The 24,509-nt window shown below is 50.9% G+C and carries 23 protein-coding genes and 1 tRNA gene; 23 read left to right on the top strand and 1 reads right to left on the bottom strand.

The features are described from left to right. Positions 1–10: 10 nt before the first annotated feature. The 10 genes from OGV65_RS04360 to OGV65_RS04315 all read left to right on the top strand — a co-directional run bounded on the left by OGV65_RS04360 (position 11) and on the right by OGV65_RS04315 (position 13,888). Positions 11–4,702, top strand: coding sequence for a phage tail tip domain-containing protein (locus OGV65_RS04360; RefSeq protein WP_286454645.1), 4,692 nt, complete (start codon positions 11–13; stop codon positions 4,700–4,702). 108 nt (positions 4,703–4,810) lie between these two features. Continuing rightward, entirely contained in the window at positions 4,811–8,992 is a 4,182-nt protein-coding gene (locus OGV65_RS04355) for a tail fiber domain-containing protein (protein WP_181562227.1), read from the top strand. 64 nt (positions 8,993–9,056) lie between these two features. Beyond that, positions 9,057–9,845, top strand: a complete 789-nt coding sequence (locus OGV65_RS04350) for a receptor-recognizing protein (protein WP_286454644.1) — start codon at positions 9,057–9,059, stop codon at positions 9,843–9,845. Between the two features lie 74 nt (positions 9,846–9,919). Further along, positions 9,920–10,243: a hypothetical protein gene (locus OGV65_RS04345; protein ID WP_000064173.1), complete on the top strand. Its 324-nt coding sequence runs from the start codon at positions 9,920–9,922 to the stop codon at positions 10,241–10,243. 13 nt (positions 10,244–10,256) lie between these two features. After that, positions 10,257–10,949, top strand: a complete 693-nt coding sequence (locus OGV65_RS04340; protein ID WP_181562224.1) for a hypothetical protein — start codon at positions 10,257–10,259, stop codon at positions 10,947–10,949. A 1-nt stretch (position 10,950) separates the two neighbouring features. Further along, positions 10,951–11,202 (top strand): hypothetical protein, encoded by a 252-nt coding sequence (locus OGV65_RS04335; protein WP_058672013.1) that lies wholly within the window; start codon positions 10,951–10,953, stop codon positions 11,200–11,202. A 350-nt stretch (positions 11,203–11,552) separates the two neighbouring features. After that, positions 11,553–11,975 carry a hypothetical protein gene (locus OGV65_RS04330; RefSeq protein ID WP_101700947.1) on the top strand — a complete coding sequence of 141 codons (423 nt, stop codon included), beginning with the start codon at positions 11,553–11,555 and terminating at the stop codon, positions 11,973–11,975. Continuing rightward, on the top strand, positions 11,960–12,709 hold the full coding sequence (locus OGV65_RS04325; RefSeq protein WP_286454643.1) for a hypothetical protein: 750 nt from the start codon (positions 11,960–11,962) through the stop codon (positions 12,707–12,709). The genes OGV65_RS04330 and OGV65_RS04325 overlap by 16 nt, the downstream gene beginning before the upstream one ends. A 154-nt stretch (positions 12,710–12,863) precedes the next feature. After that, positions 12,864–13,529: a division plane positioning ATPase MipZ gene (locus OGV65_RS04320; RefSeq protein ID WP_022649960.1), complete on the top strand. Its 666-nt coding sequence runs from the start codon at positions 12,864–12,866 to the stop codon at positions 13,527–13,529. A gap of 5 nt (positions 13,530–13,534) precedes the next feature. Next, complete coding sequence (locus tag OGV65_RS04315) at positions 13,535–13,888, top strand: hypothetical protein (RefSeq protein WP_160859104.1); 354 nt, start codon at positions 13,535–13,537, stop codon at positions 13,886–13,888. A 37-nt stretch (positions 13,889–13,925) separates the two neighbouring features. On the opposite strand, the gene OGV65_RS04310 is transcribed toward OGV65_RS04315, so the two are convergent. Beyond that, positions 13,926–14,603 (bottom strand): hypothetical protein, encoded by a 678-nt coding sequence (locus OGV65_RS04310; protein ID WP_078028785.1) that lies wholly within the window; start codon positions 14,601–14,603, stop codon positions 13,926–13,928. 379 nt (positions 14,604–14,982) lie between these two features. Between OGV65_RS04310 and OGV65_RS04305 the strand changes: the two genes are divergently transcribed. From OGV65_RS04305 to OGV65_RS04245, 13 genes are all read left to right on the top strand, one after another. After that, positions 14,983–15,708 carry a hypothetical protein gene (locus OGV65_RS04305; RefSeq protein ID WP_181562223.1) on the top strand — a complete coding sequence of 242 codons (726 nt, stop codon included), beginning with the start codon at positions 14,983–14,985 and terminating at the stop codon, positions 15,706–15,708. Between the two features lie 60 nt (positions 15,709–15,768). Further along, positions 15,769–17,109 carry a DnaB-like helicase C-terminal domain-containing protein gene (locus OGV65_RS04300; RefSeq protein ID WP_006812582.1) on the top strand — a complete coding sequence of 447 codons (1,341 nt, stop codon included), beginning with the start codon at positions 15,769–15,771 and terminating at the stop codon, positions 17,107–17,109. 212 nt (positions 17,110–17,321) lie between these two features. Then, on the top strand, positions 17,322–18,383 hold the full coding sequence (locus OGV65_RS04295) for a DNA primase (protein WP_502874459.1): 1,062 nt from the start codon (positions 17,322–17,324) through the stop codon (positions 18,381–18,383). Between the two features lie 44 nt (positions 18,384–18,427). Further along, complete coding sequence (locus OGV65_RS04290; protein ID WP_241165668.1) at positions 18,428–18,859, top strand: hypothetical protein; 432 nt, start codon at positions 18,428–18,430, stop codon at positions 18,857–18,859. Between the two features lie 121 nt (positions 18,860–18,980). Continuing rightward, a complete protein-coding gene (locus OGV65_RS04285) occupies positions 18,981–19,775 on the top strand; it encodes a hypothetical protein (protein WP_286454642.1) in 795 nt (264 codons plus the stop codon). A gap of 81 nt (positions 19,776–19,856) precedes the next feature. Then, positions 19,857–20,333, top strand: coding sequence for a hypothetical protein (locus tag OGV65_RS04280; protein ID WP_022649966.1), 477 nt, complete (start codon positions 19,857–19,859; stop codon positions 20,331–20,333). 34 nt (positions 20,334–20,367) lie between these two features. Continuing rightward, on the top strand, positions 20,368–21,690 hold the full coding sequence (locus OGV65_RS04275; RefSeq protein ID WP_286454641.1) for an ATP-dependent DNA ligase: 1,323 nt from the start codon (positions 20,368–20,370) through the stop codon (positions 21,688–21,690). Beyond that, positions 21,690–21,866, top strand: a complete 177-nt coding sequence (aplA, locus tag OGV65_RS04270) for an after-plasmid-ligase protein AplA (protein WP_023180936.1) — start codon at positions 21,690–21,692, stop codon at positions 21,864–21,866. Before OGV65_RS04275 ends, aplA begins: the two co-directional genes overlap by 1 nt. After that, on the top strand, positions 21,850–22,062 hold the full coding sequence (locus OGV65_RS04265; protein WP_000605637.1) for a hypothetical protein: 213 nt from the start codon (positions 21,850–21,852) through the stop codon (positions 22,060–22,062). The genes aplA and OGV65_RS04265 overlap by 17 nt, the downstream gene beginning before the upstream one ends. Beyond that, positions 22,062–22,214 (top strand): hypothetical protein, encoded by a 153-nt coding sequence (locus OGV65_RS04260; RefSeq protein ID WP_000613550.1) that lies wholly within the window; start codon positions 22,062–22,064, stop codon positions 22,212–22,214. Before OGV65_RS04265 ends, OGV65_RS04260 begins: the two co-directional genes overlap by 1 nt. After that, positions 22,211–22,516: a hypothetical protein gene (locus OGV65_RS04255; protein WP_000067984.1), complete on the top strand. Its 306-nt coding sequence runs from the start codon at positions 22,211–22,213 to the stop codon at positions 22,514–22,516. The genes OGV65_RS04260 and OGV65_RS04255 overlap by 4 nt, the downstream gene beginning before the upstream one ends. A 748-nt stretch (positions 22,517–23,264) precedes the next feature. Further along, a tRNA-Asn gene (locus tag OGV65_RS04250) sits at positions 23,265–23,339 on the top strand. A gap of 282 nt (positions 23,340–23,621) precedes the next feature. Next, positions 23,622–24,491, top strand: coding sequence for a bacteriophage abortive infection AbiH family protein (locus OGV65_RS04245; RefSeq protein WP_072643046.1), 870 nt, complete (start codon positions 23,622–23,624; stop codon positions 24,489–24,491). Positions 24,492–24,509: the final 18 nt, after the last annotated feature.

The raw sequence follows: 24,509 nt of genomic DNA, 5'->3' as shown, positions 1-24,509 counted from the left end.
ATTTTTGAACATGGAACAGTTCAAGAAGAAGAGACTGCCTCTCCTGATTGCAGGTGCTGGCGGTAAGAAAAGCAGTGGCTCCAGCCGCACGCCGGTTGAAGCTGACGATACCGTAAACTCGCGTGCTATGGCGTCAATCCTCGACCTGCTCGGGGAAGGTGTCATTGGCGGGCTGGTGGACGGCGCAAAATCGATCTTCATTGATGATCTGCCAATCCTCAACGAAGACGGGTCACCAAACTTTAGCGGTATCACCTGGGATTTCCGTGATGGTTCACAAGACCAGACGCCGATGGCCGGGTTCGATTTCGTTGAAACGCCGAAGTCGGTCAACATCCAGTTGAAAAGAACTCACGACGTCACGATTGCCATTGATAACGATGAGGCAGACCGTGTCCGCATCATTCTGAAGTTCCCGTCACTGCGTAGCGTCGACAAAAAGACCGGTGATACCAACGGTACGACCGTGAAGTACAAATTCCAGATTGCCAATGGCGACAATGCCTTCAAGGACGCCATCGCAGAAGGGGAGAGCAGTTCCGAAGTTACGCTGACGGCAAAAAAGACAGGCGCCTACTACCGCAGTTATGAACTGAAACTGCCAAAGCCAGGTCGTGCCTACAAGATTCGCGTGATTCGTATTACCGAAGACAGCAACACTCAGTACATTTTTAACGATACGTGGGTGGACTCTATCGGTGAGATCGTCGATACGCCGATGAACTACCCGAACTCCGCGTTGGTTGGCCTGAGGGTTAACTCAGAGCAGTTCGGCAGCTCGATGCCGTCTCGTTCGTATCTGGTTCGTGGCCTGAAGATCCGCGTCCCGTCCAACTACGATGAGAATACAAATACCTATATCGGCGTATGGGATGGCACCTTTAAGCTGCTTTCGTCTTCAAACCCAGCCTGGATTCTTTTCGACGTGCTTACCAACGCTCGTTATGGCCTGGGGCAGTTTGTTTCTGAGTCCATGATTGACCTCGGGCAGATCTACCAGATTGGGCGCTACTGCGACGAAGAGGTTGACAATGGATTCGGTGGCAAAGAGAAGCGCTTTGCTATCAACACCCAGATCACCAGCCGTCAGGACGCGTACCGACTGATTCAGGATATCGCTGGTGCCTTCCGCGGTATGGTCTTCTGGGCTGGCGGCATGGTTAACGTCATGCAGGATAGCCCGTCAGATCCGGTCATGATGTTCACCAACGCGAACGTCAAAGACGGCATGTTCAGCTATAAGGGATCTGCGCGTAAAGACCGTCCGTCAGTGGCTCTTGTGACCTACAACAACAAGGAAGACGGCTACAAGCAGAACATCGAGTACGTCGAAGACCAGGAAGCGATGCGTCGTTATGGCGAGCGCAAAACCGAAGTGGTTGCGTTCGGCTGTACCAGCCGTGGCCAGGCGCATCGTGTCGGTCTGTGGCTGCTGTATACCGCACGCATGGAATCGGACGTTATCAGCTTTACGGCAGGTCTGGATGCTTCCTTCCTGATGCCGGGCGAAACGGTGCTGATTCAGAACAAATATCGCGCTGGTAAACGCAACTCTGGCCGCATTGTGGCGTTCACAAAGAACAGCATCACTCTCGACGCACCGGTTACGCTGAATAAGGCTGGTAGCTACATCCGGATCTTGAATCAGGAAGGCGAAATCGTTGAGCGCGATATTCTTGAGACCGGGGAAGACATTACCAAAGTGACCTTCTCCAAAGCGCTCAACTCCGGTGATATGCCGGTAATAAATGGTGTCTGGACGATTGCCGAGCCAGATCTGGAGCCAATGCGTGTGCGCGTTGTTAACGTTGCTCAGGGGGATGCCCAGGGAACGTTTGACGTTACAGTTGTCCAGAATAATGCTTCGAAGTACGAAGCCATCGACAACGGTGCGACGCTGATCCCCGAGAACAACACCGTTCTCGACCCGACTTATTCGAAGCCGACCAACCTGCAGGTGACGGAAGGGACGTATATCTCCAGTCCGGGCAACCTCTCAATCAAGCTCGTTGCCACCTGGGAAGGTAAGTCTGCGGAATATTGGATCAGCTGGCGCCGTTCCGATGAAAACAACGTCTCTAACTGGCAGTCCGCACGCGTTACCGAAGAGCAGTTCGAGATCCTCAATATTGCCGAGAATGGACAGTACGACATTCAGCTCTATGCGGTTTCGTTCAGCGGCAAGAAGACGGACATCATCAGCACCGTTTATCGGGTGAAAGGTACGATGACGCCGCCAGGCTCTCCTACCTCTCTGACGGCCGTTGGTGACTACCGCAACGTGATTCTGAATTGGGTCAACCCGGACTCAATCGACCTCGATCACATCAACGTGTACGCCTCCCAGACCAACAATCTGGAAACGGCAAAGTTGATTGCAGAGGCTGCCAGCACCACGTTCACCCATGCCGGTCTGGGGGATAGCGAGACCTGGTACTATTGGGTTCGCGCGGTGAACAAGCGTGGCATGTTAAGTCCGCCGAACTCCAATCTGGGTACGGAAGCGATGACACGAGACGTCCTCTCGTTCCTTACCGGAAAGATCACCTCTTCCGAGCTGGGACAGGAGCTGCTGGAGGAAATCGACTCTAAAGCCTCTCAGGATGCGGTCGACGCCATCAACAAACAGATGGAAGAAAGCCTGAAAGAGCTTGATCAGTCCGTTGCCGATCTGGACAGCAAACTGGAAGACACCAGTGGAAAACTTGAGCAGGCCCAGAACGACCTCAAAAATGAAGTCTCTGGCACGCTGGACAAGGTCAATGACGCGTTGCAACAGGTTGAGGACTCTAATGCGGCTCTGGTTGAGTTGCAGGAGACCGTTTCTGAGCAGGGTAAAGCCGTCGCTGGCGCTGTGGAAGCGGCACACGCTGCGCTCGACAATGCCTCCGCGCTGATTGCTGAAGAGCGTGAAGCCCGTGTCGAAGGCGATAAGGCAAATGCCAAACAGATTGAGGCAATGAAATCCTCCGTCGATGACAGCGTTGCTGCCGTCGAAGAGATGAAAAAGACCGTTGCCGAAGTCGAACGCGCCAGCGCGGAAGTGTCGACCAATATCGAGGCTCTGGCCAAAACCAATATTGACCTCGCTCTGCGTCAGGATGAAGACCAGCACAAGCAGATGGTCAATAACGCGAAGATCGCCACCACTCAGAAGACGTTTGCCGATGATATGTCTGCAATGGCATCAAAAGTGGAAGAGATCCGCGCAGAAATTGGTGAGGATATCCGGGCGTCGATTCTGGAAGAGACAACGGCTCGTGTAGAGGCTGATAAGGCTATTACGACGCATATCTCCAAGCTGGAAGCCCAGATCAACGACGATATTTCAGCGGCCATCGTTGCTGAACAAGAGGCGCGTGCGACTGCGGATGAAGCGCTTTCTCGACAGATCACCACGTTGCAGGCGAAAGTTGAAGGGGATATCAGCGCAGCACTCACTGAAGAGCAGATTGCCCGAGCCACAGCGGATGAGGCGCTATCGAAGCAAATCACCCAGTTGAAGGCACAGACTGGCGAGGATATTAAAGCAGCCGTTGCGGAAGAGACACAGGCTCGAACCGATGCTGATGGTGCTTTGGCTTCGCAGATTAGCTCTCTGAAGGCTCAAACGGCAGAGGACATTAAAGCCGCTGTCGACACAGAGACGAAAGCGCGTACCGATGCCGACTCTGCTCTGGCCGGGCAGATCACCAATCTCCAGGCTCAGACCGGCAAAGATATCAATGCAGCTATCACATCCGAAGCCACAGCACGAGCGAACGCTGACGGTGCTCTTGGTAAGAGAATTGATACGGTTAAGGCTGAAGTTGATGGAAACTCGGCTCTCATTCAGGAGCAAGCGAAGGCAATTGCTGATACGGATAAGAAGGTTTCTGCAGCCTGGACGCTGAAGATGGAAACGTCTACCAGTGGCGGCCAGAAGTACGTTGCAGGTATCGCGCTGGGTATCGACAGCACCGGTCTATCGCAGTTTTTGGTTCAGGCAGACCGTTTTGGCCTGGTCAACTCTGTAAACGGGAAGATCACCACGCCATTTGTTATTGAGAATGGTGTTGCTTACATGAATGGCGCCTGGATTAAGGACGGCACTATCGATAATGCCAAAATTGGAAACGTGATTCAGTCCAACGACTATGTTCAGGGAAGAGCTGGATGGAGTATTCGCAAAGATGGAACAGCAGAGTTTCTCAACGGCACATTCAGAGGGAATATTGATGCGATCTCAGGGACGCTCCACCGCGTAACTATTGCAGAAGATTGTACGATTAACGGAACGCTACGTGCTGAACGAATTATTGGCGACATCGTTAAAGCCGTAGGGAAATCCTTTCCGGGAAGTGAGGCTAATCCGAACGGCAGCATCACCGTTCAGATTCAGGATGACCACCATTTTGATCGACAAATAATCATCCCGCCTATCACTTTTGCAGGAGGGAAATTAAAGTCCCAGACAAGCAACGAAATATGGACAACTTGCGAACTTGTGGTGACCCACAACGGCAGAGAGATATACAAGAAAGAGACAACTGTAGCTGCTTTGTCATTCAGTACTATTATTGATATGCCAGCTGGTAGCGGCGCTGCAAACCTTTCTTTTACGGTCAGGTCACGCAACTATGGGGGCGGTGCAGGTGCTTACATTAACAATCTGATTGTTATGGTCGTCAAAAAGAATATTTCAGGTATCTCGATTTACTAACTTATTGTTTTCTTTAACCTTATTCAATATGGAAATGCGTTTGTATAATAAGTAAAATAGATAACTACTTACTTATGATGTGAGTATTTGCCATTTCAAGGAGAGAATATGTGGTACAGGGAAGGTACTATCACATTTACACAGGGAAGTGACGCACTTTCTGGCACTGGAACGTACTGGAATGTGACCGCCAACGGCGTTCTGCCGGGCATGATCGTCATCGGCCCTGACAACAAATTGTACGAAATTAAGCGCGTAATCAGCGACACAAGCCTGATTCTCGCGGAGTCGTACACGGGCGAGACTCAGACGGAAGTTCCGTGCCGCATCATCACAACCTATGAAGGCGACTTAACGCAGTTCAGCGCACGCTTTACCGCGCTCATGACCCGAATGTCAGCAGACTCGAAGACGGTGCGCAGCTGGTTGACGGCAGTTGATGAGGTAACGCTTGAGCGTGAAGACGGTACGGAAGTGACCGTGAAGTCGCTGACGCAGATCGTTGATGAGCATAACGCAAACCAGAAATGGTATACGGATAACGCCGACGCCATCAACGCCGCTGGCGACAAGGCCAGGGAAGCTGCTGCCAGTGCTGCTGCCGCTGCGGAAAGTGCCAATACAGCGTCTACCAAAGCTACCGAAGCAAGCCAGAGTGCTGCCGCAGCTGCTGCATCAGAAAACGCTGCCGGTGCAAGCGCTTCCGCTGCCAAAACGTCTGAAACCAATGCTGAGAGCTTCAAGGTAAATGCTGCTGCGTCTGCCGCGACAGCGTCTACCAAAGCGACTGAAGCGGGAGAATCAGCCACGAGTGCCGCGGCATCCAAAGATGCGGCGAAAGCATCTGAAACTCAGGCTGCGACCAGCGCGTCCGAAGCCTCTGCTTCAGCGTCTGCTGCGTCTGACTCTGCTACTGCTGCCAAAACCTCTGAAACCAATGCCTCTGCCTCAGAGCAGGCCGCCGCTGGCAGTGCAGCTGATGCGCTGGCCTCAAAAAATGCGGCTAAGGAATCAGAAACCCATGCAGCCTCGAGTGCCGGTGAGTCGGCGGCAAGTGCTGCGGCTGCCAAAACGTCAGAAACCAACGCCGACGCATCACAGAAGGCTGCTGCTGCCAGCGAGTCAGCTGCCGCATCCAGCGCGAACGCCGCTTCCGAAAGCACCACCGCTGCAGGTGAGTCTGCTGACGCCGCTTTAGCGAGTAAAAATGCTGCTGCGTCCAGCGAACAGAAGGCAAAAACTTCGGAGACCAATGCAAAGGCGTCCGAGACAGCCGCATCGGAGAGCGCAACGGCTGCCGAAGCATCAAAAGCGGCTGCCCTGAACGCAGAAACGCACGCGGGGGAAAGTGCCGCTGCCGCTGCCGGCAGTGCTGATGCTGCGAGCAAATCCGCTACTGCGGCTGCCGATTCGGCCACAACAGCAACAGAGAAGGCCAACGTTGCCACTGAACAGGCAACCGCTTCTGAGGCATCTGCCGCAGCCGCCAAAACCTCTGAGACCAACGCGAAGTCTTCTGAGACCGCCGCTGAAGGATCTGCAACAGCTGCTGCAAACTCCGCTGCTGAGGCCGCTGTTTCTGCAACGACTACGACCGAAGCGATGGCTGTGGTTGAAGCCAAAGTCAAAGATGCCGCCGATTCTGCTGCTCTGGCATCTACGAAAGCAACTGAGGCGACCGATGCGTCTGCTGAAGCCAAGACTTCTGAGCTGAATGCTAAAGAATCAGAAACGAAGGCTTATGAGTACGCCCAGAACGCCCAGGCCAGTGTTGCCAGTGTGAAGTGGAAAGGGACTTCGGCTGAAATGGACATGGCTACCGACGCGCCGAAGTGGGTGAAAGTGTCCACGGCACGTATGCCACAGTCGACCAGCACCGTATACATCGAAGTGATCGGCGGGGCAGGGTACGAAGCCGGGCGGCCAGCGCTTGCTGCAATGGCTGATATCGTGCTGCGAAGTGCTGCAGGCGATCCGAAATCGGTGAATGCGGTCGCTTATCGCACAATGGATTCGGCTGTGCTGTCTGTAGCTACCGTTAACACGGCTGACGATAACTACGATATTTACCTCAAAGCAGGCGCAGGCTCTCAGAAGCTGGTCGTCAACCTGCAATCAGCCGGTGCAGTGGTCGAAACTCTGGAAGCACTGGAGGTTGTGGATTCGCTGCCTGAAGACGCTGTAGAGGGGACTGTCTACCATCGCGTCATTTCTGATCAGGATGGCTCTATTACCGGTTCGCTGGTGGGTAATGCCAGCACTGCGACCGTACTTCAGACTGCACGCCAGATCGGTGGAGTGAGATTTGACGGTTCAGCCGACATCGACCTGCCGGGTGTAAACGCGCCAGGCAATCAGAACACCACAGGCAATGCGGCTACTGCAACTAAGTTGCAAACACCTCGGTCGATTAACAGCGTCGCGTTTGATGGTTCGGCAAATATCTCTATTCCAACATTAGTATCTCGTGGGCGTATGACTGCACTAGCAGGCAGTACCCAAGGGGCAATGACTGGTATCGAGATGTACGAAGCCTATAACAATGGCTACCCGACAGCCTACGGCAACATCCTGCACATGAAAGGTGCAGGAGCGGTTGGTGAGGGCGAGCTACTTGTTGGCTGGAGTGGAACAGATGGTGCTCATGCGCCGGTTTATGTTCGTTCACGCCGTGATACTTCGACAGCGAACTGGTCTGGCTGGGCGCAGGTCTACACAACTGCTCATAAACCCACAGCGAAAGATGTTGGGGCCGCGCAAGCGTTTAGCGCGTCTTACAGCACAGGGGCTGGCAATTGGACTACCGCTGAATTTATCGCATGGCTGAAGGAGCGTGGTGCTTTCGAAGTGCCGTACTGGATGATGAAGGGTTCCTGGTCATATGCCGACAATAAAATTATCACTGATACAGGTGTCGGCAATATCTGTCTTGCTGGTGCGGTTATCGAGGTTTTAGGTACCGAAGGCGCAATGACCATCCGAGTTACTACGCCTACAACGACTACCGGTGGTGGGATTGCCTGTGCTCAGTTCACCTATATTAATCACGGTAGCATGTATTCCCCTGCCTGGCGCAGAGATTACAACACTGCGCTCAAACCCACTGCGGCTGATGTCGGTGCGTTACCGATTTCTGGCGGAACAATGACTGGTGTGCTGACGCTGCAAAATGTGAGTCAGCCCCTCAAGACGCCAGGTGGAGGCATTCTGGCAAATGACGGAAATTTATACATCAATAAGTCGGGATTTGCAGGCTGGATTGATGCGCTATTTATGAAAAACAGCGGCGGTACGATGTCCGGACCGCTTAAGATCCGCTCTACGGATGGGTTACGCATTTACGATGCGGCATACGGGATGATTTTTCGCCGTTCCGAAAATAATTTTTACCTTATCCCGACAGCAAAAGACCAGGGAGAAAATGGTGATATAGGTTCGCTTCGTCCATTTTATGTAGATCTCACTAATGGCAGAGTAACAATGGGCAATGGTGCTGTTGTTAACGGTGGTCTTGGGCTGGGTGTGGTCAATGGTCTTGGCGGTAATTCCATTGTTCTGGGTGACAATGACACCGGCTTTAAACAGAACGGAGATGGCATTCTGGATGTTTACGCCAATAGCGCCCATGTTTTTAGGTTCATTAGTAGCACGCTGCAAAGCCTTAAGCCGTTGAGTGTAACGGGTGACATCACGTCAAGTGCGTGGATTTACGCCAACCGTTTTTCCATCAACAGCGGTTCTGGCGCGTGGATCGATATGCGTAACCAGAACGTCATCTTCGGGATGAACGCTGTAAGTACAAGCTCTGCACAAGCGTTGTTGAGACAAGACCACGCAGATCGCAAATTCTTCTTGGGTGGCTTGGGAAACAGTCAGTTTGGTTTTTACATGATCAACAACTCACGTACCGCAAACGGCACGGATGCGAACGCATACCTCCAGAATGATGGTACTTGGGTTTGTGGAGGCAATGGCAGCTTCAATGACGTTTATATCCGCTCTGACCGTCGTAGCAAACGCAATATTCGCAAGATTGAACGGGCGCTCGACAAGCTGGATCGGATCGAAGGTGTTCTGTACGAGATTCAGGTCTGTGACCGTTATGAGCAGTCTGGTGGCCTCATCGCTCAGGACGTCCAGAATGTTCAGCCTGAACTGGTAACGGTCGACCATAACGATCAGTCCGGAGAGCCTCGTCTGCGTCTTAACTACAACGGCGTTATCGGTATGCTGGTTGAGGCCGTCAAGGAGTTGCGCGAGGAAGTGCGCGAACTGAAGGCGAGAATGTAATCAAGACGATTGGTGGGGCTTCCCCACCAATTATCGATTTTCACATCGAATAAGGAGATTAGGTGTGCCAATTGTCGGTGTTCCCGGTTGGATTGGGTCTTCGGCTGTAAGTGTTACCGGCCAGAGATGGATGAGTGCTGCCCGAACTGCGGTGCAATTGTCTGCGGCTGGGAGTATGTCTCAGTTAGCAGGTCGTTCTAAGGAAATTCATTACAGCATCGGTGCGAATCATAACTACAACAAAGACACACTGATCAACTATTTAAAATCACAGGGGGCGACGCCAGTCGTTGTTACCATTACAGGGGATCTGGTGTCGTCCAGTAGCGGCGTGCCATGTTTAGATTTCCCGAGTTCACTTACCAACTCTTATATCAGCCTTGTAATCAACGCAGGTGTAACTGTCTATGGCCGTGGCGGTAATGGCGGCGTTAATGGTGGCGGTGCTTCCGGTGGCACTGCTATTAACAACGGGATTGGGACTCGTTTAAGAATAACCAATAACGGTGCTATTGCCGGTGGCGGAGGTGGCGGCGGAGGTAACTCAGCCAATGGTGGTATGGGTGGGGGCGGTCGCCCGTTTGGTGTTGCAAACACTACAAGGCCACCAGCTTCAAATTCGCGTGCGGCAACTTCTGGCACTCTAACCGCTGCCGGGATTGGTGCTCAATATTTGATCGGCTCTACTGCTGTTCAATACACATGCGGCAGTGGAGGCAATGTGGGGGCTGCTGGTGCCGCTGCCACTGGACGATTGGGGACAATGTACGGAGGTGGCGCGGCTGGTAAGGCTGTCACGGGGAACGTGCCTACATGGACTAAAGTCGGTGCAATTTATGGTGCTCGTATGTAAGTACTTACCTATCAAAAAAGAGTGATTTGTGGTATAAAACCGCCATCCCGATTTGACGATTCATGGAGGAAATAATGTCGAACGAGATGGCAGGCGTAACGCCAGAGCAGGTAGAGCGCATTGCCGCTATCGTTGCGCGTGAAGTTGTCGGCAAATTAGGTAAGGAGTTGCGTGAGGAAATTGGCCAGGAGGTCAACGACCAGCTCAAAACCTACTTTGGCGATATGACGCCTTCGCAACACAGCATTCAGCACTCCAACCTGGACAAACTACTTAATCGGCTAGACGCCATCTCCAGTGGGTTCTTTGGCGGCATTATCTCAAAGATAACGTCGTTCCTGATTACCGCGCTGCTGCTGGGTCTGGCCGCTTATGGCGTGAAGAATGGACTGCAATAACAGGAGATCAAGGATGAAAACTCCGAGAGGTATTCGTAATAACAACCCTGGCAACCTCGACAAAGGTTCGCCGTGGCAGGGGTTAATTGACAACCCTGCCGAACCGCGTTTCTGCACGTTCAAAGATCCCGTATGGGGCATTCGAGCGCTGGCAGTAACGCTCATTACCTACCACGACAAGCGCCGCGCGAAGGATGGCTCCAGCATCGATACGATCCGCGAAGTCATCGAACGCTGGGCGCCTCCGCATGAAAACAACACCGTGGCTTACGTGAACGAGGTATCTAAAGCCGTTGGTGTCACCCCGGACATGATCATCGATCTGCACGACTACTCCACTCTGCGTCCGCTGGTGGAGGCGATTATCCGTCATGAAAATGGCCGTGGCCCGCTCAAAACGCCGAACACCTGGTATGCGGCAGAAGTTATTGAGGAAGGTCTGCGCCGCGCTGGCGTCGTTAAGCCGGTGAAAACCGTGAAGGCTGTTCCTGTAACCAAAGAGACTGCCGGTGCGACCGTTACGGCGGGACTTGGTCTGGCACAGTTGGCCGACGTCATGCCACAGGTCTCCGCGGCAATGGACAAGGCGCAGGGACACATCACAAGTGGTGATACGGTTCGGATCATCTTCGGTATCGCTACTATTGTGGTGGCTGGCTTTATCGCCTGGTCACAGGTGCGAAAACACCAGAACGGGATGGTCTGATATGACAGGCAGCCTATTTTCAAAGCTGAAGTTTGCTCTGATGACTCTGGCTGCCGCTCTTTTCGTGCTTGTCGGTGCTTATACGATGGGAGGTCGTGCGGCCCGGCAAGCAATCGAAGAGAAGGCCAGACAGGAGGACAGGAAAAGGCTTCAAAGCACAGTGGACGTCAAAAATGAGACACTTAATGAGGTGCGGCGGAAAGATGCTTCTGCTGTTCATCGCGAGCTGCATGATAAGTGGCTGCGTGATTAAGACACAGACATCAGGCGTGCTCTTCTGCGATGTTGCTAACCCTATCTATGTGAGTAATGAGGATTTAATGACAGAAGAGACAGAACGACAGATTTTGACTCACAATATGGTGGGCGAGCGTTTGTGCCAATGGAGCGGCAAAAAAGCAGAAGAAAGCGCGTAAGCGCCCGTGGTTAGCGGGGTTTTGGGGATTGGTCAGGTTGCAATTAGTTTGTGACTGATGTAGATTTAATCAACGAGTGTCAAGACATTCATACATTATTTCAAAGAAGCGCTGCATTCTCGTAGCCTCTAAACCCCCGATGGGGTCGCCGCAACGACATCAACGTCTTAACGGCTAAGGTGGAAACATGCTCAACTATCATGACAAAACACGTACTATGCAAACGATCCGCACGAACACTGCGGTAGTCGATAGCTTCCCTATGCGTTTTCACAACAGTGAAGACTCAGTGGAAGTGCGCCGCATGTTATGTCGCGAAACAGCTGACCGCCAGCACTTCATTGTCACATTCAAAAGTGATGTTGCTCGCGCAGAGAACATCTCCAATAGCACCTCAACTGTAACACCGTTGGCAGAGGTCGTTGTGCGCAATAACAAATTGCGCTTTGTCCTCAAGCCGCAAGAACAGTACCCCGAAATTGTTGATGTTAAAGAATCCATTGTTCCAAAAATTGAGAAAGCCGTTGTACAATTCATGAAGAATAAGTTCAACGACCTCAAGGAAAGCGTTTTACCAGAACGCAAAAAAGAACAATGGCACCTTCTTTAATTGATGAACGCTACAGCAAGCAGTTGAACAAAATGCCGCTCTCTATGGGCGGCTATACTATTTTAGAGACCTTTCATTTCGCGACACCAGAAGGCGATGTTGTTCGTCTGGTGGAGATGCGTGCCGATAATGGTGAGTTCGACAACTTTATCGTTGTGTATCTTTTGCCCTCCTATAACTCAGATTATCAATTTGACGAAATCACGCGGGTTATTGATGACGAGGGGATGAGTGCGTTTGAGGCTGCCGAACACATCATCAAAATTGAGATCGTAGATGCGACTCTCCCCCCAGAAGAGTTGAAGGTTGTGGGTCGGTTTGCCTATAACAATTTTCCGTTTATCGGCGTCGATGGGAATGAATACCTCGGTAAGCAAATCAAAGGCGCTTATCTTGAACCGCCTTATGAATCAGCACGCATAGGTTCTACGGCATATCGCTTCATACTGAATAAATACCGCCACCTCGTTTGTGACAATATGCAAACCATTCTGGGCGCGTCAATGTGGTCAGGTACTATGCGGAGATATGGCGAGGTTATGATCTACGATACCGTGAAAAAATGCTGTCTTGACCAGCTCGGCGACAAGGCAAAGGGTTCCGCCACCGGCTTCCTGCCGTGGGATATTGGCAGTTTGCCTTTAAGTCGCGTAACAGACGAGTGGGGAGACCGCGAGCTGCGACTTGAGAAAGGCTCTTGTACGCACATCGTCAACATCATCTCTCTCCCATAAACCCGCTACGGCGGGTTTTTTGATCCCACGCCTCACATTCCCCAAGTACCTATCATTTAACCTTTACACCGCAGCCGTAGGCATTTAGGCTATATCACATATAAGAAAACAAGTTGTTTCATACGACAATAATTCACGCAAAGGGAACTCACCAATGACCAAGATCATTGTGGTTGGCGGCACAAAAGGCGGCCCAGGCAAATCTACCGTTGCCCAGCAAATTGCGGTATGCCTCAAAGTTAAAAAGAAAAAGAAGGTTCATGTAACCGATATTGATATTCAGCGCACAACTACGAGTTGGTGTGAAGACCGTCGCCAGAACGACGATCTTGAGCTGATTCCCTTCGCATACGTTCAGGACGACATCGTCAAACATCTTAAATCGCTTCAGGGGCGCACCGATTATGTAGTGGTGGATGCTGGTGGCTTTGACTCCGAAATTCAGCGTCTGGCGATGCTTATGGCTGACGTGATTATCATCCCGTTGCGCCCTAAACGTCGTGATTTGAAATCCCTGCGCGATATCGACCCGATTATCGACAACGTTCGCAACGTGAACGAGACTGTGAAGATCCGCGCGGTAGTGAACCAGTGTCCGTCACTGCCTTCCCAGGCGTCACGTATTCTGGCGGCGAAAGAAATTGTCGAGACATTCGGCATCGAGGCTGCGCCGGTTAACCTGTACAACCGTAACGTTTATGACGACGCGGAAGAGGCTGGCCGTTCTATCTTTGAAATGACTGGCGCCGAACGCGATAAGAAGGCAGAAGCCGAGTTTGAAGAGTTTGTAGATTACATCATGAGTCTGGAGGAAGAATAATGTCCATGAGAATGGGAGACCTTGCAAAGCGCAAAGATCCGGAAGAACCGGTAAAAAGCAGCACCCCAATGCGCCAGCCAGTCAGACCGCAGGGGCGTCCGACTCGTGGGAAAGAGAAGATTAAGAGCCGCACAATGTCGCTGGAAGACGAGTACTTCGATCTGCTGGAGATGATGAAGTTCATCCCTCGTTTCGAGAAGTTCACCCGTTCTGACGTGATTCGTGCAGCCATTTTCCATCTGGCAGAGAAGTCACCGCAGGAAATCGAAGACATCGTGAAACTGAACGAGGCGATCACCGCTGCCGACGTCACGATGCGCACCGATGAAATCAAGCGTGAGCTGATGAAGAAGGGTTGAGAATAAGGCGCCTGTTGGCGCCTTTATTTAAAGTGGTTTATTTATTGCCAGACGGTAATACGTAGTAGCGGATTGTAGTACCCTCCATTTCAACAATCTTGAATGCCAGGTTTTTATATTCGACTCTTGTTTTCGCATCGGAAAGAGGCACAGAAAACTCGGTCTTAGTCTCATCTAAGCCTGGGTAGCTTTCAGAATAAATGAATTTAAGGTCGTCGCCGCTTTTACCATTATAAGAAATAGACTGTACAATCTTTTTTACCACATGGCAGGGGGCATTCTGTGTGAATTTGATAGATATTTCGGTGGCGTCGAACGTCGTGGTGTTAGGGGGTGATATAGTGTTTTTGGCCTTGTCATACTTGACGCTATCAGTATGGCTCACTACTTGCCCTGCAATGGTCTTAAGGCCCACAGCATTTGGGTCTTCAAAGTTGCGGTAGACTCCACCACCAACGTGGCAATAGTTGCCTGCTTTAATCTCAGACATCGAACCAGAAGCGTTACCAAGAGTGACCATGTCGGTTTTTAACGTGGACACAAGCGTGTTATAAACGGCAAGGTCGCCCATTTTTGCCTTTGACTCTACGTTAGATGCCGGCGATATTTCTTGGGTTAAGATCGGTTTTACAGTGGTATTTTGTTGTGGGTTACTTTGCTGTGCGCAACCGGCTAATAATAAAACCAAAAGTGCCGCTGACTTATTCGTCTTCATTCTTAATTCCCTTTCTACGTGATTGGTACATCGTTTATTTCTGGACGTTTCTTAAGTTGTTGACGCTATTTTGTGTCTGGGTAATCTACAATAATTTGTTACATTTAACAATGATGCAACCGTCTGGCGCGCAGGTGCTTCGAAGCAGATCTTAAGGCTGCATACCATGAGACTAAAACCAGGTCTGGTGGGTACTTTTGAACCTGCTTCTGTATATATAAATACTAAGTTACTTATTATTATTTATACGGAAGCAGGTCTTTCTTTGCTGACTTCCCAGACACATTCCCTTCTGTTGCCACTTCCAAAAACAGTCTCCAATCGCTATGATTCGCCCATTATGATAAGTAAGTAACTACCTATCTATCAGGCGGAGCACATGAGCCAGATCTTCTTTAACACTATTAACAACGACCAGTACGACTTCATGACCGAGTGGGACACCACAGTCATGGACAAGTGGGTGGCCGAGAATATTGGGCTGTCACGCTGCAAGGATGAGGCGGAGCTGTTCGAGACAAAGTGGTTTGATTACCGCGACATGCATCCGCTTATGGCCACATGCCTTTTCACTGAGGCATACAAGCGCCAGTACTCATACATCATGCTTTCGCATGGCCGCGAACACTATGAGACGGCCCAATTCACCACCGGTTTGAAACGTGTGCCGTATCAGGAGCTGTCGACGGCCAACAAAACGTCTCTCTGGAAAGCACGCCAGTTTGCCGACCAGTACTGCTGCTCTTATGACTACTTCATTTCTACCGTTCTTTCCGCAGCTGCACGCCGTCTGTGGGACAAATTACCTCGCCCCCAGCATCTCTGGCAGCCCGAGCTGATCGGGATATTCGAAGAGAAGTTAGCCAAACGCACTGTAACCCGTCTGGATGACTCTCTGGTGAGTTTTAAGCATCTGGGAGACATGCAGCACGACCCGATTCAAGAACGCTATTTTGAGTGGGTTCTGGAGCGTCTGCGTGGCATTACCCGAGACAAGCGCGTCCGCATCATCTTCTCCGCTGTCTGGTTGATGGAAATCGTGCCTGAGCGTGTGATTTACGCGCACTTCCCGGAAGAACTGGAAGAAGCACGGCGATTCTGTTGATCCCCTATTTGGCTTTTTTAGTATTAGAAAACAAATTGTTTAAGCATCAAAGGAAAGCACATGACCGAACTTTGCCACACAGGACGAGGGTTGTCTGAAGAGTTCGACGACGACTTCCAGAATCGACTCGCAGCCTACTTCTGTCGCGACCATGAGTTTCTGACTCGCGCCGGTGATCTGGTTGCGCCAAACCAGTTCTCCAATGCGGCCAACGCCATTCTGGTGAACATGGTGTCGGGCTACTACAGAATGTATAAGAGCGCACCATCATCGTCGGCCATCCTCGACATGCTCAAACGTGCCAAACGCGATAAGACGATCCGCGAAGAGCTGTTCCCAGACGTCGTTGAGGCGTTTAAGCGGATCCTCGCTGAGAAGCTGTCAGATACGGCGTACATGGTCGACCAGGTTGCGACGTTTGCCAAAAGCGTAGCGTTCGACGACGCGCTGATTAAAGCGGCTGAGATGAAAGAGAAGGGCGATTTCCAGGGCGCGATGGCAATCATGGCCAAAGTCCAGCAAATCGGCTCTAACGAAGCGACCGGCATCTACGATTACTTCTCTGAGTCAGCAGAGCGTTACAAGGCGCGTGAGTACGAAGCGTCCGACGATTACGTGCCAAACAGCATCACAACGGGCCTACCGCTGCTCGACAAGCTGCTTTACCAGAAAGGCTGGGCAAAGCGTGAAATGGTGCTGTTCATGGGCTTCGCGAAGTCTGGTAAATCGACGGCGATGGGTGAGTTCTCCATCAACGCCACGCTTGCCGGTTACAACGTCCTGTATCTGTCGCTGGAAGTTCACACCTCCATTCTGTCAGATCGCTTTGACGCACGTCTGTCTGAGACCGAAATGTCAAAGCTGGTGGAGCGCCGCGACGACGTCCATCGCAAACTGGCAGAGCTGGGCGCGACGAAAGGCGTGGGGAGCTTGTGGATTGTTGAACGACCGTCCGGAAGCATGTCGCCTGCAGATCTGGATCGTATGTTGGGCAGCATGAAAGCCAATGGCATGATCCCCGACATGGTCGTGGTCGACTACGCTGACCTGATGCGTGCCAGCTACGACCTCCGCGACGACCGAGCCAACATTCGCAGCATCTACACTGACCTGCGTGCGCTGTACGACAAACACAACGTTGCCGGCATCACTGCATCGCAGACTAACAGGGAAGGCGGTGCTTCAGAGGTGGCCACAATGATGCACGCAGCGGACAACATCGAGAAGGTGCGTATCGCTGACCTCGTTATCACGATCAACAAAACGGAAGAGGAAGAAGCGAAAGGCGAAGCGCGTCTGTACTTCGCTGGTTCACGTAACCAGAAAGGCGGCGTAAGCATCCGCGTTAAGCAGAACCTCGAACAAATGCGATTCATCGAACGCATTATGGACGTCCTCTAAAAAAAGAAGGCGTGGGGAAACGCTCCCCACGCCGGTCTCCATAAGAGAACAAATTTTCTCTTTTGCCAAAGCCACAAAAGAAAAAACACATGAGCCTTTATGGTATTCAAATACCGAGGCTTATCAAGATATTACCTGCAAAAAGTAGGGTTAAGAACGTGAGCGACTTGAAAGAATTACTGACCGAGCTGGATTTTGAACAATGGCTCGATATGGAAGGAATCATCTACCGTCGTGGTGGCGTCAGTACTCGTGGACGTGAGGTGAATATCAAGGAGTGTCCGGTATGCGGCAGCTCAAACTGGAAGGTTTATTTCAACCTGACCAATGGCGTCGGCAAATGCTTTGCTGGTGATCATCCCGAAGAGATTCAGTTCAACAAGCTGGTCTTCCTCAAGCACTACAGCGGCAAATCCCGTCGCGATTTTGAAGAGTACGTCCAGAACGCGCTGATCTCACAAGGATGGGCGCCGAAGAAGGAAGAGGTCGTGCTGGCCAGCAAGGTTGAACTCGAAGGGCCAGTAGCTCTCCCGCGCCATTACGAACTCCCCATTGACGGTCGTCTTCCTGATTATCTGGTGGAGCGCCATATCTCCCCGGAGCTGGCCAAATACTTTGATCTGCGTTACTGCGTCGAAGGCAAGCACGCATACGTCGATCCGTACACAGACCAGGTCAAAGGGCAGGTGTTTGATATGCGCATCCTGATACCGGTTTACGATCTGGATGGCGTGATGAAGACCTTCCAGGGGCGTGACATTACCGGTGCAGCAGAACGCCGTTACCTCTTCCCCATGCAGCTGCCGGCGTCGGGTAAGTTTCTCTACAACGGCCACAACGCAGTCGGAAAACAAACGGTCGTTGTGTGTGAAGGGGCATTTGACGTAATGGGCGTGAAGCGAGCCATCTTCGACGAAGAGACGCTGCGGGATTATGTAGAGCCAATTGGCACGTTCGGGATGCACTTGTCCGGAAATATGAATGAGGACGCTGAAGATCAGTTGGGCGCATTCCTGACGCTCAAGGCGCGTGGATTACGCAACATCATCATGATGTGGGACAGCGAGAAGCAAGCGATCCGCAACACCATGTCGGCGGCCAAACGTCTCACCAGCATCGGACTGAATGTCAAAGTGGCCTGTCTGGGCGAAGAAGGCCTCGACCCCGGCGACGCGACGCCAGAGCAGATCCTCAAAGCCTATTATCGTGCCAAGCCTTACTCCAGACAGTTGGAGCTACAAAGCAAGGTTCTGGGGATAAAGGCGTTGTTATAAGTACTCTGATTTGATTAACTAATTACCTCCATGAGAGAACACAAATGGACTTAAAAATGTATAAAAAGACTATGATTTCGGTTGCCACCATAGCGGCAACATTGTTGCTTTCTGGGTGCAAGCCGAGTGACGAAAAAGCCATTGAGCTTGGGCAAAGAGAAATTGCCGACGCAATGAAAGATCCTACATCGGTAATGTTCCGGAACGACAAGTTTGTTGGTCGCAAAGACCTCGATGACGGCAAAGTTGTGGGATATGTCTGCGGCGAAGTTAATGCTAAAAATGCTTACGGTGCGTATGTTGGCTTTGCTTCCTATGTGGTTGAGCTTGAGATGACCCCGAAAGGCACATTCTCCAAAGGCGTTGAGTACAAGGTTCCGTGGATGGCGATCGCCCCTAACGGTGCTCATGAATTGCATAATTTCAAACAGATTTATCGCCAGTTCTGTAAATCAGAAGCCACCTCTGCAAGTTAATCCTTTGGCCCGGCAGTTTGCCGGGCCATCTCTATGAATGTTTTGTTCGCCCTTAATGATAAGTAGATACATACTTATTTTTCTGTAAGAATATGCTCGACGAAGGAATTGAGGAACCTTTATGAAAGCAGATATTCAGAAGTCCGTTACCGAAATCATCGACAAATCAGGCGTAGAAATTGATACAGAAGAGCGCCAGAAGATTATCGATGAGGCGATCCAAACTGCGCTGGAGCACATCGCCACGTCTGTGAGCACCGCACCTCTTGGGGAAGGCTCAAAATACATGCGGGTCTGGGTTCGTTTTGGCGAGTCCCCGGAGCTGCCTGGTGTTAAGCAGAAACGCGCTGCACTCGTGGCGTTCACTCGCAAGATGAAGGATGCAACGGTCGAAGTACGCGTCGGTGCATGGTACGACGGCCGCGTTGTCTACACCAATCAGGCGGTGCGCGATGAAGGTGAACGGTTTGAGGAAATTGTCGACGCGACTCTTCGCGCGATCAAAGGGAGGGCTGGTGTAGAGGATGATCCGTCTATCGCGGCGTTCCTGAGCATTGTCGAACTGCCTGAAGTTACCGAACGCGTTACAGATCTGACAACACCACCTGGTTTGCTGGAATTGGTGGTCAGTGGTGATACCAAAAAAGCCGTTGAGCGCATTCGAGAGGTTGAATACGGCATCATCTGCGATATGTGCCGCAGCGACTTAGACCTGGTGCGCATCATTGTCGACGCGGGTCAGGCATGTGACGGTGTGCTCGCCAGTTTTGCAGGGCAGGTGGCACGCCTGGCCAACGAGCTGCCGATGATTAAACAGGAGGCAAAATCCTACGCCGTCCACCATGCCAACGATTTACTGGAGCCATACAGGTTCGAAGCCGCTCAGGACAAAATGACTGGCTGGGCGACCTGGTAAGCCTCGATAAACCATTTAGCCCCCTGGTGGGGCTTTTTTAAACTGCGCTCAATAAGTAAGTACACGACTACGGTTAGAAGCATGTCCACAAGAACAGATTTGTCGAAAATCCCGTCTATCTCCGGAAACAACGGTTATTCGCTGCGCTGTCCGGAAGTGAAGATCAACGGCCATGAGGCCCATTGCAGCTATACAGTCTGCCAGCACACCATCCTCGCCTACAAAGAGAAGCGTCTCCCGGCTACATCGTTCCAGTCCTGCGCTGCGGCCATTGCTGCTGGAAAATGCCAGGCGCTGAAGATGATGGTCGAAGAGATCCGCAAAGGCGAACAGCTCTACTTCATCGATATGGCTGCGCTTATCAAAGAAGTGGAAGAGCAAAACGACCACGCCAGAACGCTTACCCGGAAGCGCAACACCATGACGATTAACAGTCTGGTTAAACGCACGAAGAAAACAGAACCAGCCAAACCCGAAACCACGTCCACCGATTCACTGGCGCCCGTCACTGACGTGTACGCGGCACTCATTGAAGAAGCAACCAAAGAAAACACATGAAAACTCCCGAGCGACCGATGGAGGTTAAACACTAATGGAAAAACTGATCGCCCTAAAGCACAAGCTGGATGCCATAAAAACGATGGGAACCAACGCCAAAAAAGAGGCGCTGGCCAACCTTGATGAATTTGAGCAGAGCATGGTCTCGCTAATGCTCAACCCATTCATTCGATTCGGTGTGAAGAAGTACAAAGTGGCCGAGCCACTCGATACTTCCGTACCCAGCGACCAGAAGGTAGTCGAGCTGCTGGAGAAGCTGGCGGCGCGCGAACTGACCGGGAACGCGGCCATTACTGCTGTCGAATCACTCGTTGCCTCAATGTGCGCTGACGGGCAGGACGTGTTTCGTCGCTTCCTGCTGAAAGATCCGAAAGCCGGCGTCGGCATCAGCCTGTGCAACAAGGTGTTCGAAAACCCAATTCCGAAGTTTGAGGTACAGCTGGCGTCTCCGTACAAGGAGAAAGACGACAAATACCCATTTAAACCAAATCCAAAGGCCAAGTGGCCAATGATCGGCAGCCTCAAACTCGATGGTCTCCGGGTTATCTGCGAAGTCATCGTTGACGAGGAAGAGGTGAACTTCCTGACGCGTACCGGCAATCCGATTACGTCACTCGATCATCTTAAACCAGCCATGCTGGAGCGAGGCAGACTCTCCGGTTTCAAGCACATCTTCTTCGATGGTGAGGGTACTGCAGGTACGTTCAACCAGTCCGTATCGGCGCTTCGCAAGAAGAACGTGAAAGCCATTGGTGCCGTTTACCACATCTTCGATTTCTTCTTACCGGAGTGGCGTGCTCAGGCAAAAAGCAAAGAGTACCTGAAGACCGGCATGAAGCTGAAAGAGCGCCTGGCTATGCTGGTGGCGTTGTTCCGCAACACTTGCGGGGAAGATTACGCGCAAGATGTCCACCTGCATCCGTTCTACATCATCCATAGTCATGAAGACTTCATCGAACGCTTCATGAAGCGCCTGGACGAGAACGAAGAGGGGGAGATGGGCAAAGATCCGGATTCTGTTTACGAGTTCAAGCGTACCCGCAGCTGGTGGAAGCTGAAAGACGAGGATTCCGAAGACGGTGAAATCATCGACTTCGAGCCAGGCGACCCGGACTCTGGCTTTGCGCATACGCTTGGCAAGATAGTGATTCGTCTGGAGAACGGCGTCATCGTTCGTGCCAGCGGTATCAAGCATAAGTACCTGGATGAGATCTGGAACAATCAGGAGAAGTATCGTGGACGCATCGTCGAGGTTCACTGCCATGAGAAAACGCCAGACGGTAGCTTACGCCACCCACGTCTGAAGTGGCCGAAATGTCTGCGAGATACCGAAGACCGTATTGGAGATAAAGACTGATGCTCGGCTGGATGATTGTATTTTTGGTCGTCGGCATTGTTATCGGCAGTCTGGTTACGTCCAGCTGCATCAACGATTACGTAAAAGCCGGTGTCATGCAGAGACGCGGCCGCATTTACCGCATTGTAGATATCACGTACACACTGAAGGAGATTAAGGATGATCATGTTAAGTAAACGGGAGAAGGAAACTCTGCGTGAAATCAGCCAATGGAAAGAGTTCTATTCCAACTGGAAGCCAAAGACCCGCGCCAAACTGGAACGTATGAATCTTGTCGCTAACGTTTCGCCAAAGGGATGTGTGGAGAACTATCAACTCACTGAAAAAGGACACTCACTGTTGCAGCAATTGACTGAGGCTGGGGCGTTCTGATGATTCCATACATCCTATTATCTTTTGCTGGGGGCGTGGCCCTCGGCTTCAGTATCTGTCGCGACCTGGTCAGGCAGGAACTGAAAACCAAAACGCTTCGCATCGGTAAGCGTCTGTATCGGGTTGTTCACGAGACGGGAGTGCAGAAATGAGCAATTTGACCTCTTTCGACTGGTGGCTGGCAACCTACCTTGTGGCGGCCGGCGTCGGATATGCCTTTTACATTGGTCAGTTAATCGTAAAGCTACTGCTGATCAGATTTGCCAGCCATAAACGCATAGACGACGGTCTGTGGCGCCTGGGTTCTCTGCTGGAGACCCACTACGGCGAACTGAAGGAGAACGAAACTATCACTATTCAAGCGAAGCGTTTTACGGCCATCATCACGAGAACGCCGGAACAGAAGGTGAGTTTGATCAAAAAGATAGCAACTGAACGAGTTACAGAAAAATAAGTATTTACTTACTTATCTTATATGTATAAGATTCACTTGTTTTCGTTGAGACGCGACTGTTTGAACGTTAAATATAACTGCAAACGAAGATACGTACCTGGCAGTAGCCTAAGAAGCCAAACACCAGCGAGGTCAGTTTCCAGCCTCGTCACCAAAATGGGACACACTGAGCGAGTGTGATTGCAGAACGCAGGATAGGGCATGTTGCACCACCCATGCCCTATTCGATGAAGTAACAGGATGGGCGGTTGGTTTTCCTCATTCCATTCCATCATCCCGGTTTCAGCCAGCTGACCGTCCATCCTGTTACGTCATTTCCATTACTTATGTCGTTTGATCTTGGGTTAAAAGCGGCGACGTAACCCGGCTGGCTTGGTTAGCCAGCGCACAACGTTGAGGTCACTGTTTTCTTTTAATCATACAGGTGATTCCACAGAGCTGTAGTGACTGATCAATATGTTGGGTCGAACATAAATCGGTTCAGTGGCCTCAACGTTGTGAAAGCAGGATTCTTTAACCCTCTGGTGAAATCATTGTTGCCTATGTAGCCCCTGGTTTCACAACATGGATGATTCCATACATCCAATAAGATCGAAGAGTCTGGCGGCCATCAACCGCCGAGAAGGATTCCAGATCTTCGCTCTATGTGAGCGAGCCACAAGCCTCGTCTGGCACTAACGTAAAGTGCAAGTTGCGGGAAAGTTCTTGGTTGCCTGGTTGTCCACGAACAAGTACCGCCGCGAAAAATGATGGTGTAGCTCAGTGGTAGAGCGGTTGACTGTTAATCAACTGGTCGGTGGTTCGAGTCCACCCACCATCGCCAACACAGCGCTGAACGGTTTGGAGTTCGCCACCACCGTCCGAACGGAAAGACTCCGCAAATGTCGCCAGACCGTTCAGCGCTGTGATAGACACGGCAGACGTTCTTAACCATTGATTCCTAGCATTGTATCAACACTTTTTAGCGCAAATTCCAAAGGGGCTTCGGCCCCTTTTTTGCGTCTCTGGAGGCTGGTCGTCATGGTTGTATTTGATAGCGACTTTTGGTTTTATGTTTTTCTTTAGTCGGTTAGTATCTTTTTACCATTCGACTAAGGGAAAAACGATGAGGCTTTACATAATAGGAAACGGATTTGATATTCGACATGGCTTGCCAACAGGATACAAGCACTTTAAGTCGTATGTAGCAAAACATGACCAAGAACTATATGACGCGATAGAAGAATACCTGCCTGCTGGAGACGAGTGGAACGAGTTAGAAAGTGCTTTAGGTGCAATTGATTATGAGCTTATCCTTCAAAACAGTGAGATGTTTTTGGCTTCGTACAATACCGATGATTGGAGCGATGCCTATCATCACGATTACCAATATGAAGTAGATAAAATCACACGGATGCTGTCAGCTCGCTTGAAGGAGCAATTCGCTGATTGGGTTAAAGGGATTAACATAGCCGATGCTTGCAATTCTGAGCAATACATCCCGCCTATACCAAGAGAAAGTCTCTATTTTTCATTTAATTATACAAATACCTTGCAGCAGATCTATGCCGTTCCAGACGCGCAAATCATACATATTCACGGCAATTGTATTTACGATGACGATCTCATACTAGGTCACAGTTTTAGGGTTGAAAAGTCACTAAATCCATATATAGGGCCGGATCAAGATACAAGAATAGCAGAGGCATACGACAGCATAGACGAATACTTCGGTAATACATTCAAGCCCAGCGAAAACATAATTAAAGAAGAGAGCGTTTTTTTTTCGTCGCTTAAAAATGTGGATGAGGTCATTATTTTAGGCCATTCGCTTGCCGAAGTTGACGGTGAATACTTCGCTGAAATAAATAAAAGCATCCAAGAAAATGCTCGATGGATAGTTGCTTTATATAGAGGTGAGGAAAAGTCAGGCAGCTTAGAAGATTATGATGTCAGAGACTCAAATATTTCTTACGTGCAGTATGAAGATATCTGAATGAGACTTCACATTATA

The organism is Citrobacter sp. Cb004 (assembly GCF_030337065.1).
Taxonomy (GTDB): Bacteria; Pseudomonadota; Gammaproteobacteria; order Enterobacterales; family Enterobacteriaceae; genus Citrobacter; species Citrobacter braakii.
The sequence above is the reverse complement of the archived record's forward strand: the minus strand, read 5'-3'. Positions and strand labels throughout refer to the sequence as shown.

Coding starts and splice junctions, on each gene's coding strand:
- OGV65_RS04310 (WP_078028785.1), bottom strand. CDS start 14,603: ATGAAGACGAATAAGTCAGCGGCACTTTTGGTTTTATTATTAGCCGGT.
- OGV65_RS04330 (WP_101700947.1), top strand. CDS start 11,553: ATGCTCAACTATCATGACAAAACACGTACTATGCAAACGATCCGCACG.
- OGV65_RS04320 (WP_022649960.1), top strand. CDS start 12,864: ATGACCAAGATCATTGTGGTTGGCGGCACAAAAGGCGGCCCAGGCAAA.
- OGV65_RS04275 (WP_286454641.1), top strand. CDS start 20,368: ATGGAAAAACTGATCGCCCTAAAGCACAAGCTGGATGCCATAAAAACG.
- OGV65_RS04355 (WP_181562227.1), top strand. CDS start 4,811: ATGTGGTACAGGGAAGGTACTATCACATTTACACAGGGAAGTGACGCA.
- OGV65_RS04335 (WP_058672013.1), top strand. CDS start 10,951: ATGACAGGCAGCCTATTTTCAAAGCTGAAGTTTGCTCTGATGACTCTG.
- OGV65_RS04300 (WP_006812582.1), top strand. CDS start 15,769: ATGACCGAACTTTGCCACACAGGACGAGGGTTGTCTGAAGAGTTCGAC.
- OGV65_RS04340 (WP_181562224.1), top strand. CDS start 10,257: ATGAAAACTCCGAGAGGTATTCGTAATAACAACCCTGGCAACCTCGAC.
- OGV65_RS04305 (WP_181562223.1), top strand. CDS start 14,983: ATGAGCCAGATCTTCTTTAACACTATTAACAACGACCAGTACGACTTC.
- OGV65_RS04315 (WP_160859104.1), top strand. CDS start 13,535: ATGAGAATGGGAGACCTTGCAAAGCGCAAAGATCCGGAAGAACCGGTA.
- aplA (WP_023180936.1), top strand. CDS start 21,690: ATGCTCGGCTGGATGATTGTATTTTTGGTCGTCGGCATTGTTATCGGC.
- OGV65_RS04280 (WP_022649966.1), top strand. CDS start 19,857: ATGTCCACAAGAACAGATTTGTCGAAAATCCCGTCTATCTCCGGAAAC.
- OGV65_RS04325 (WP_286454643.1), top strand. CDS start 11,960: ATGGCACCTTCTTTAATTGATGAACGCTACAGCAAGCAGTTGAACAAA.
- OGV65_RS04290 (WP_241165668.1), top strand. CDS start 18,428: ATGGACTTAAAAATGTATAAAAAGACTATGATTTCGGTTGCCACCATA.
- OGV65_RS04295 (WP_502874459.1), top strand. CDS start 17,322: ATGGAAGGAATCATCTACCGTCGTGGTGGCGTCAGTACTCGTGGACGT.
- OGV65_RS04345 (WP_000064173.1), top strand. CDS start 9,920: ATGTCGAACGAGATGGCAGGCGTAACGCCAGAGCAGGTAGAGCGCATT.
- OGV65_RS04265 (WP_000605637.1), top strand. CDS start 21,850: ATGATCATGTTAAGTAAACGGGAGAAGGAAACTCTGCGTGAAATCAGC.
- OGV65_RS04255 (WP_000067984.1), top strand. CDS start 22,211: ATGAGCAATTTGACCTCTTTCGACTGGTGGCTGGCAACCTACCTTGTG.
- OGV65_RS04285 (WP_286454642.1), top strand. CDS start 18,981: ATGAAAGCAGATATTCAGAAGTCCGTTACCGAAATCATCGACAAATCA.
- OGV65_RS04245 (WP_072643046.1), top strand. CDS start 23,622: ATGAGGCTTTACATAATAGGAAACGGATTTGATATTCGACATGGCTTG.
- OGV65_RS04360 (WP_286454645.1), top strand. CDS start 11: ATGGAACAGTTCAAGAAGAAGAGACTGCCTCTCCTGATTGCAGGTGCT.
- OGV65_RS04260 (WP_000613550.1), top strand. CDS start 22,062: ATGATTCCATACATCCTATTATCTTTTGCTGGGGGCGTGGCCCTCGGC.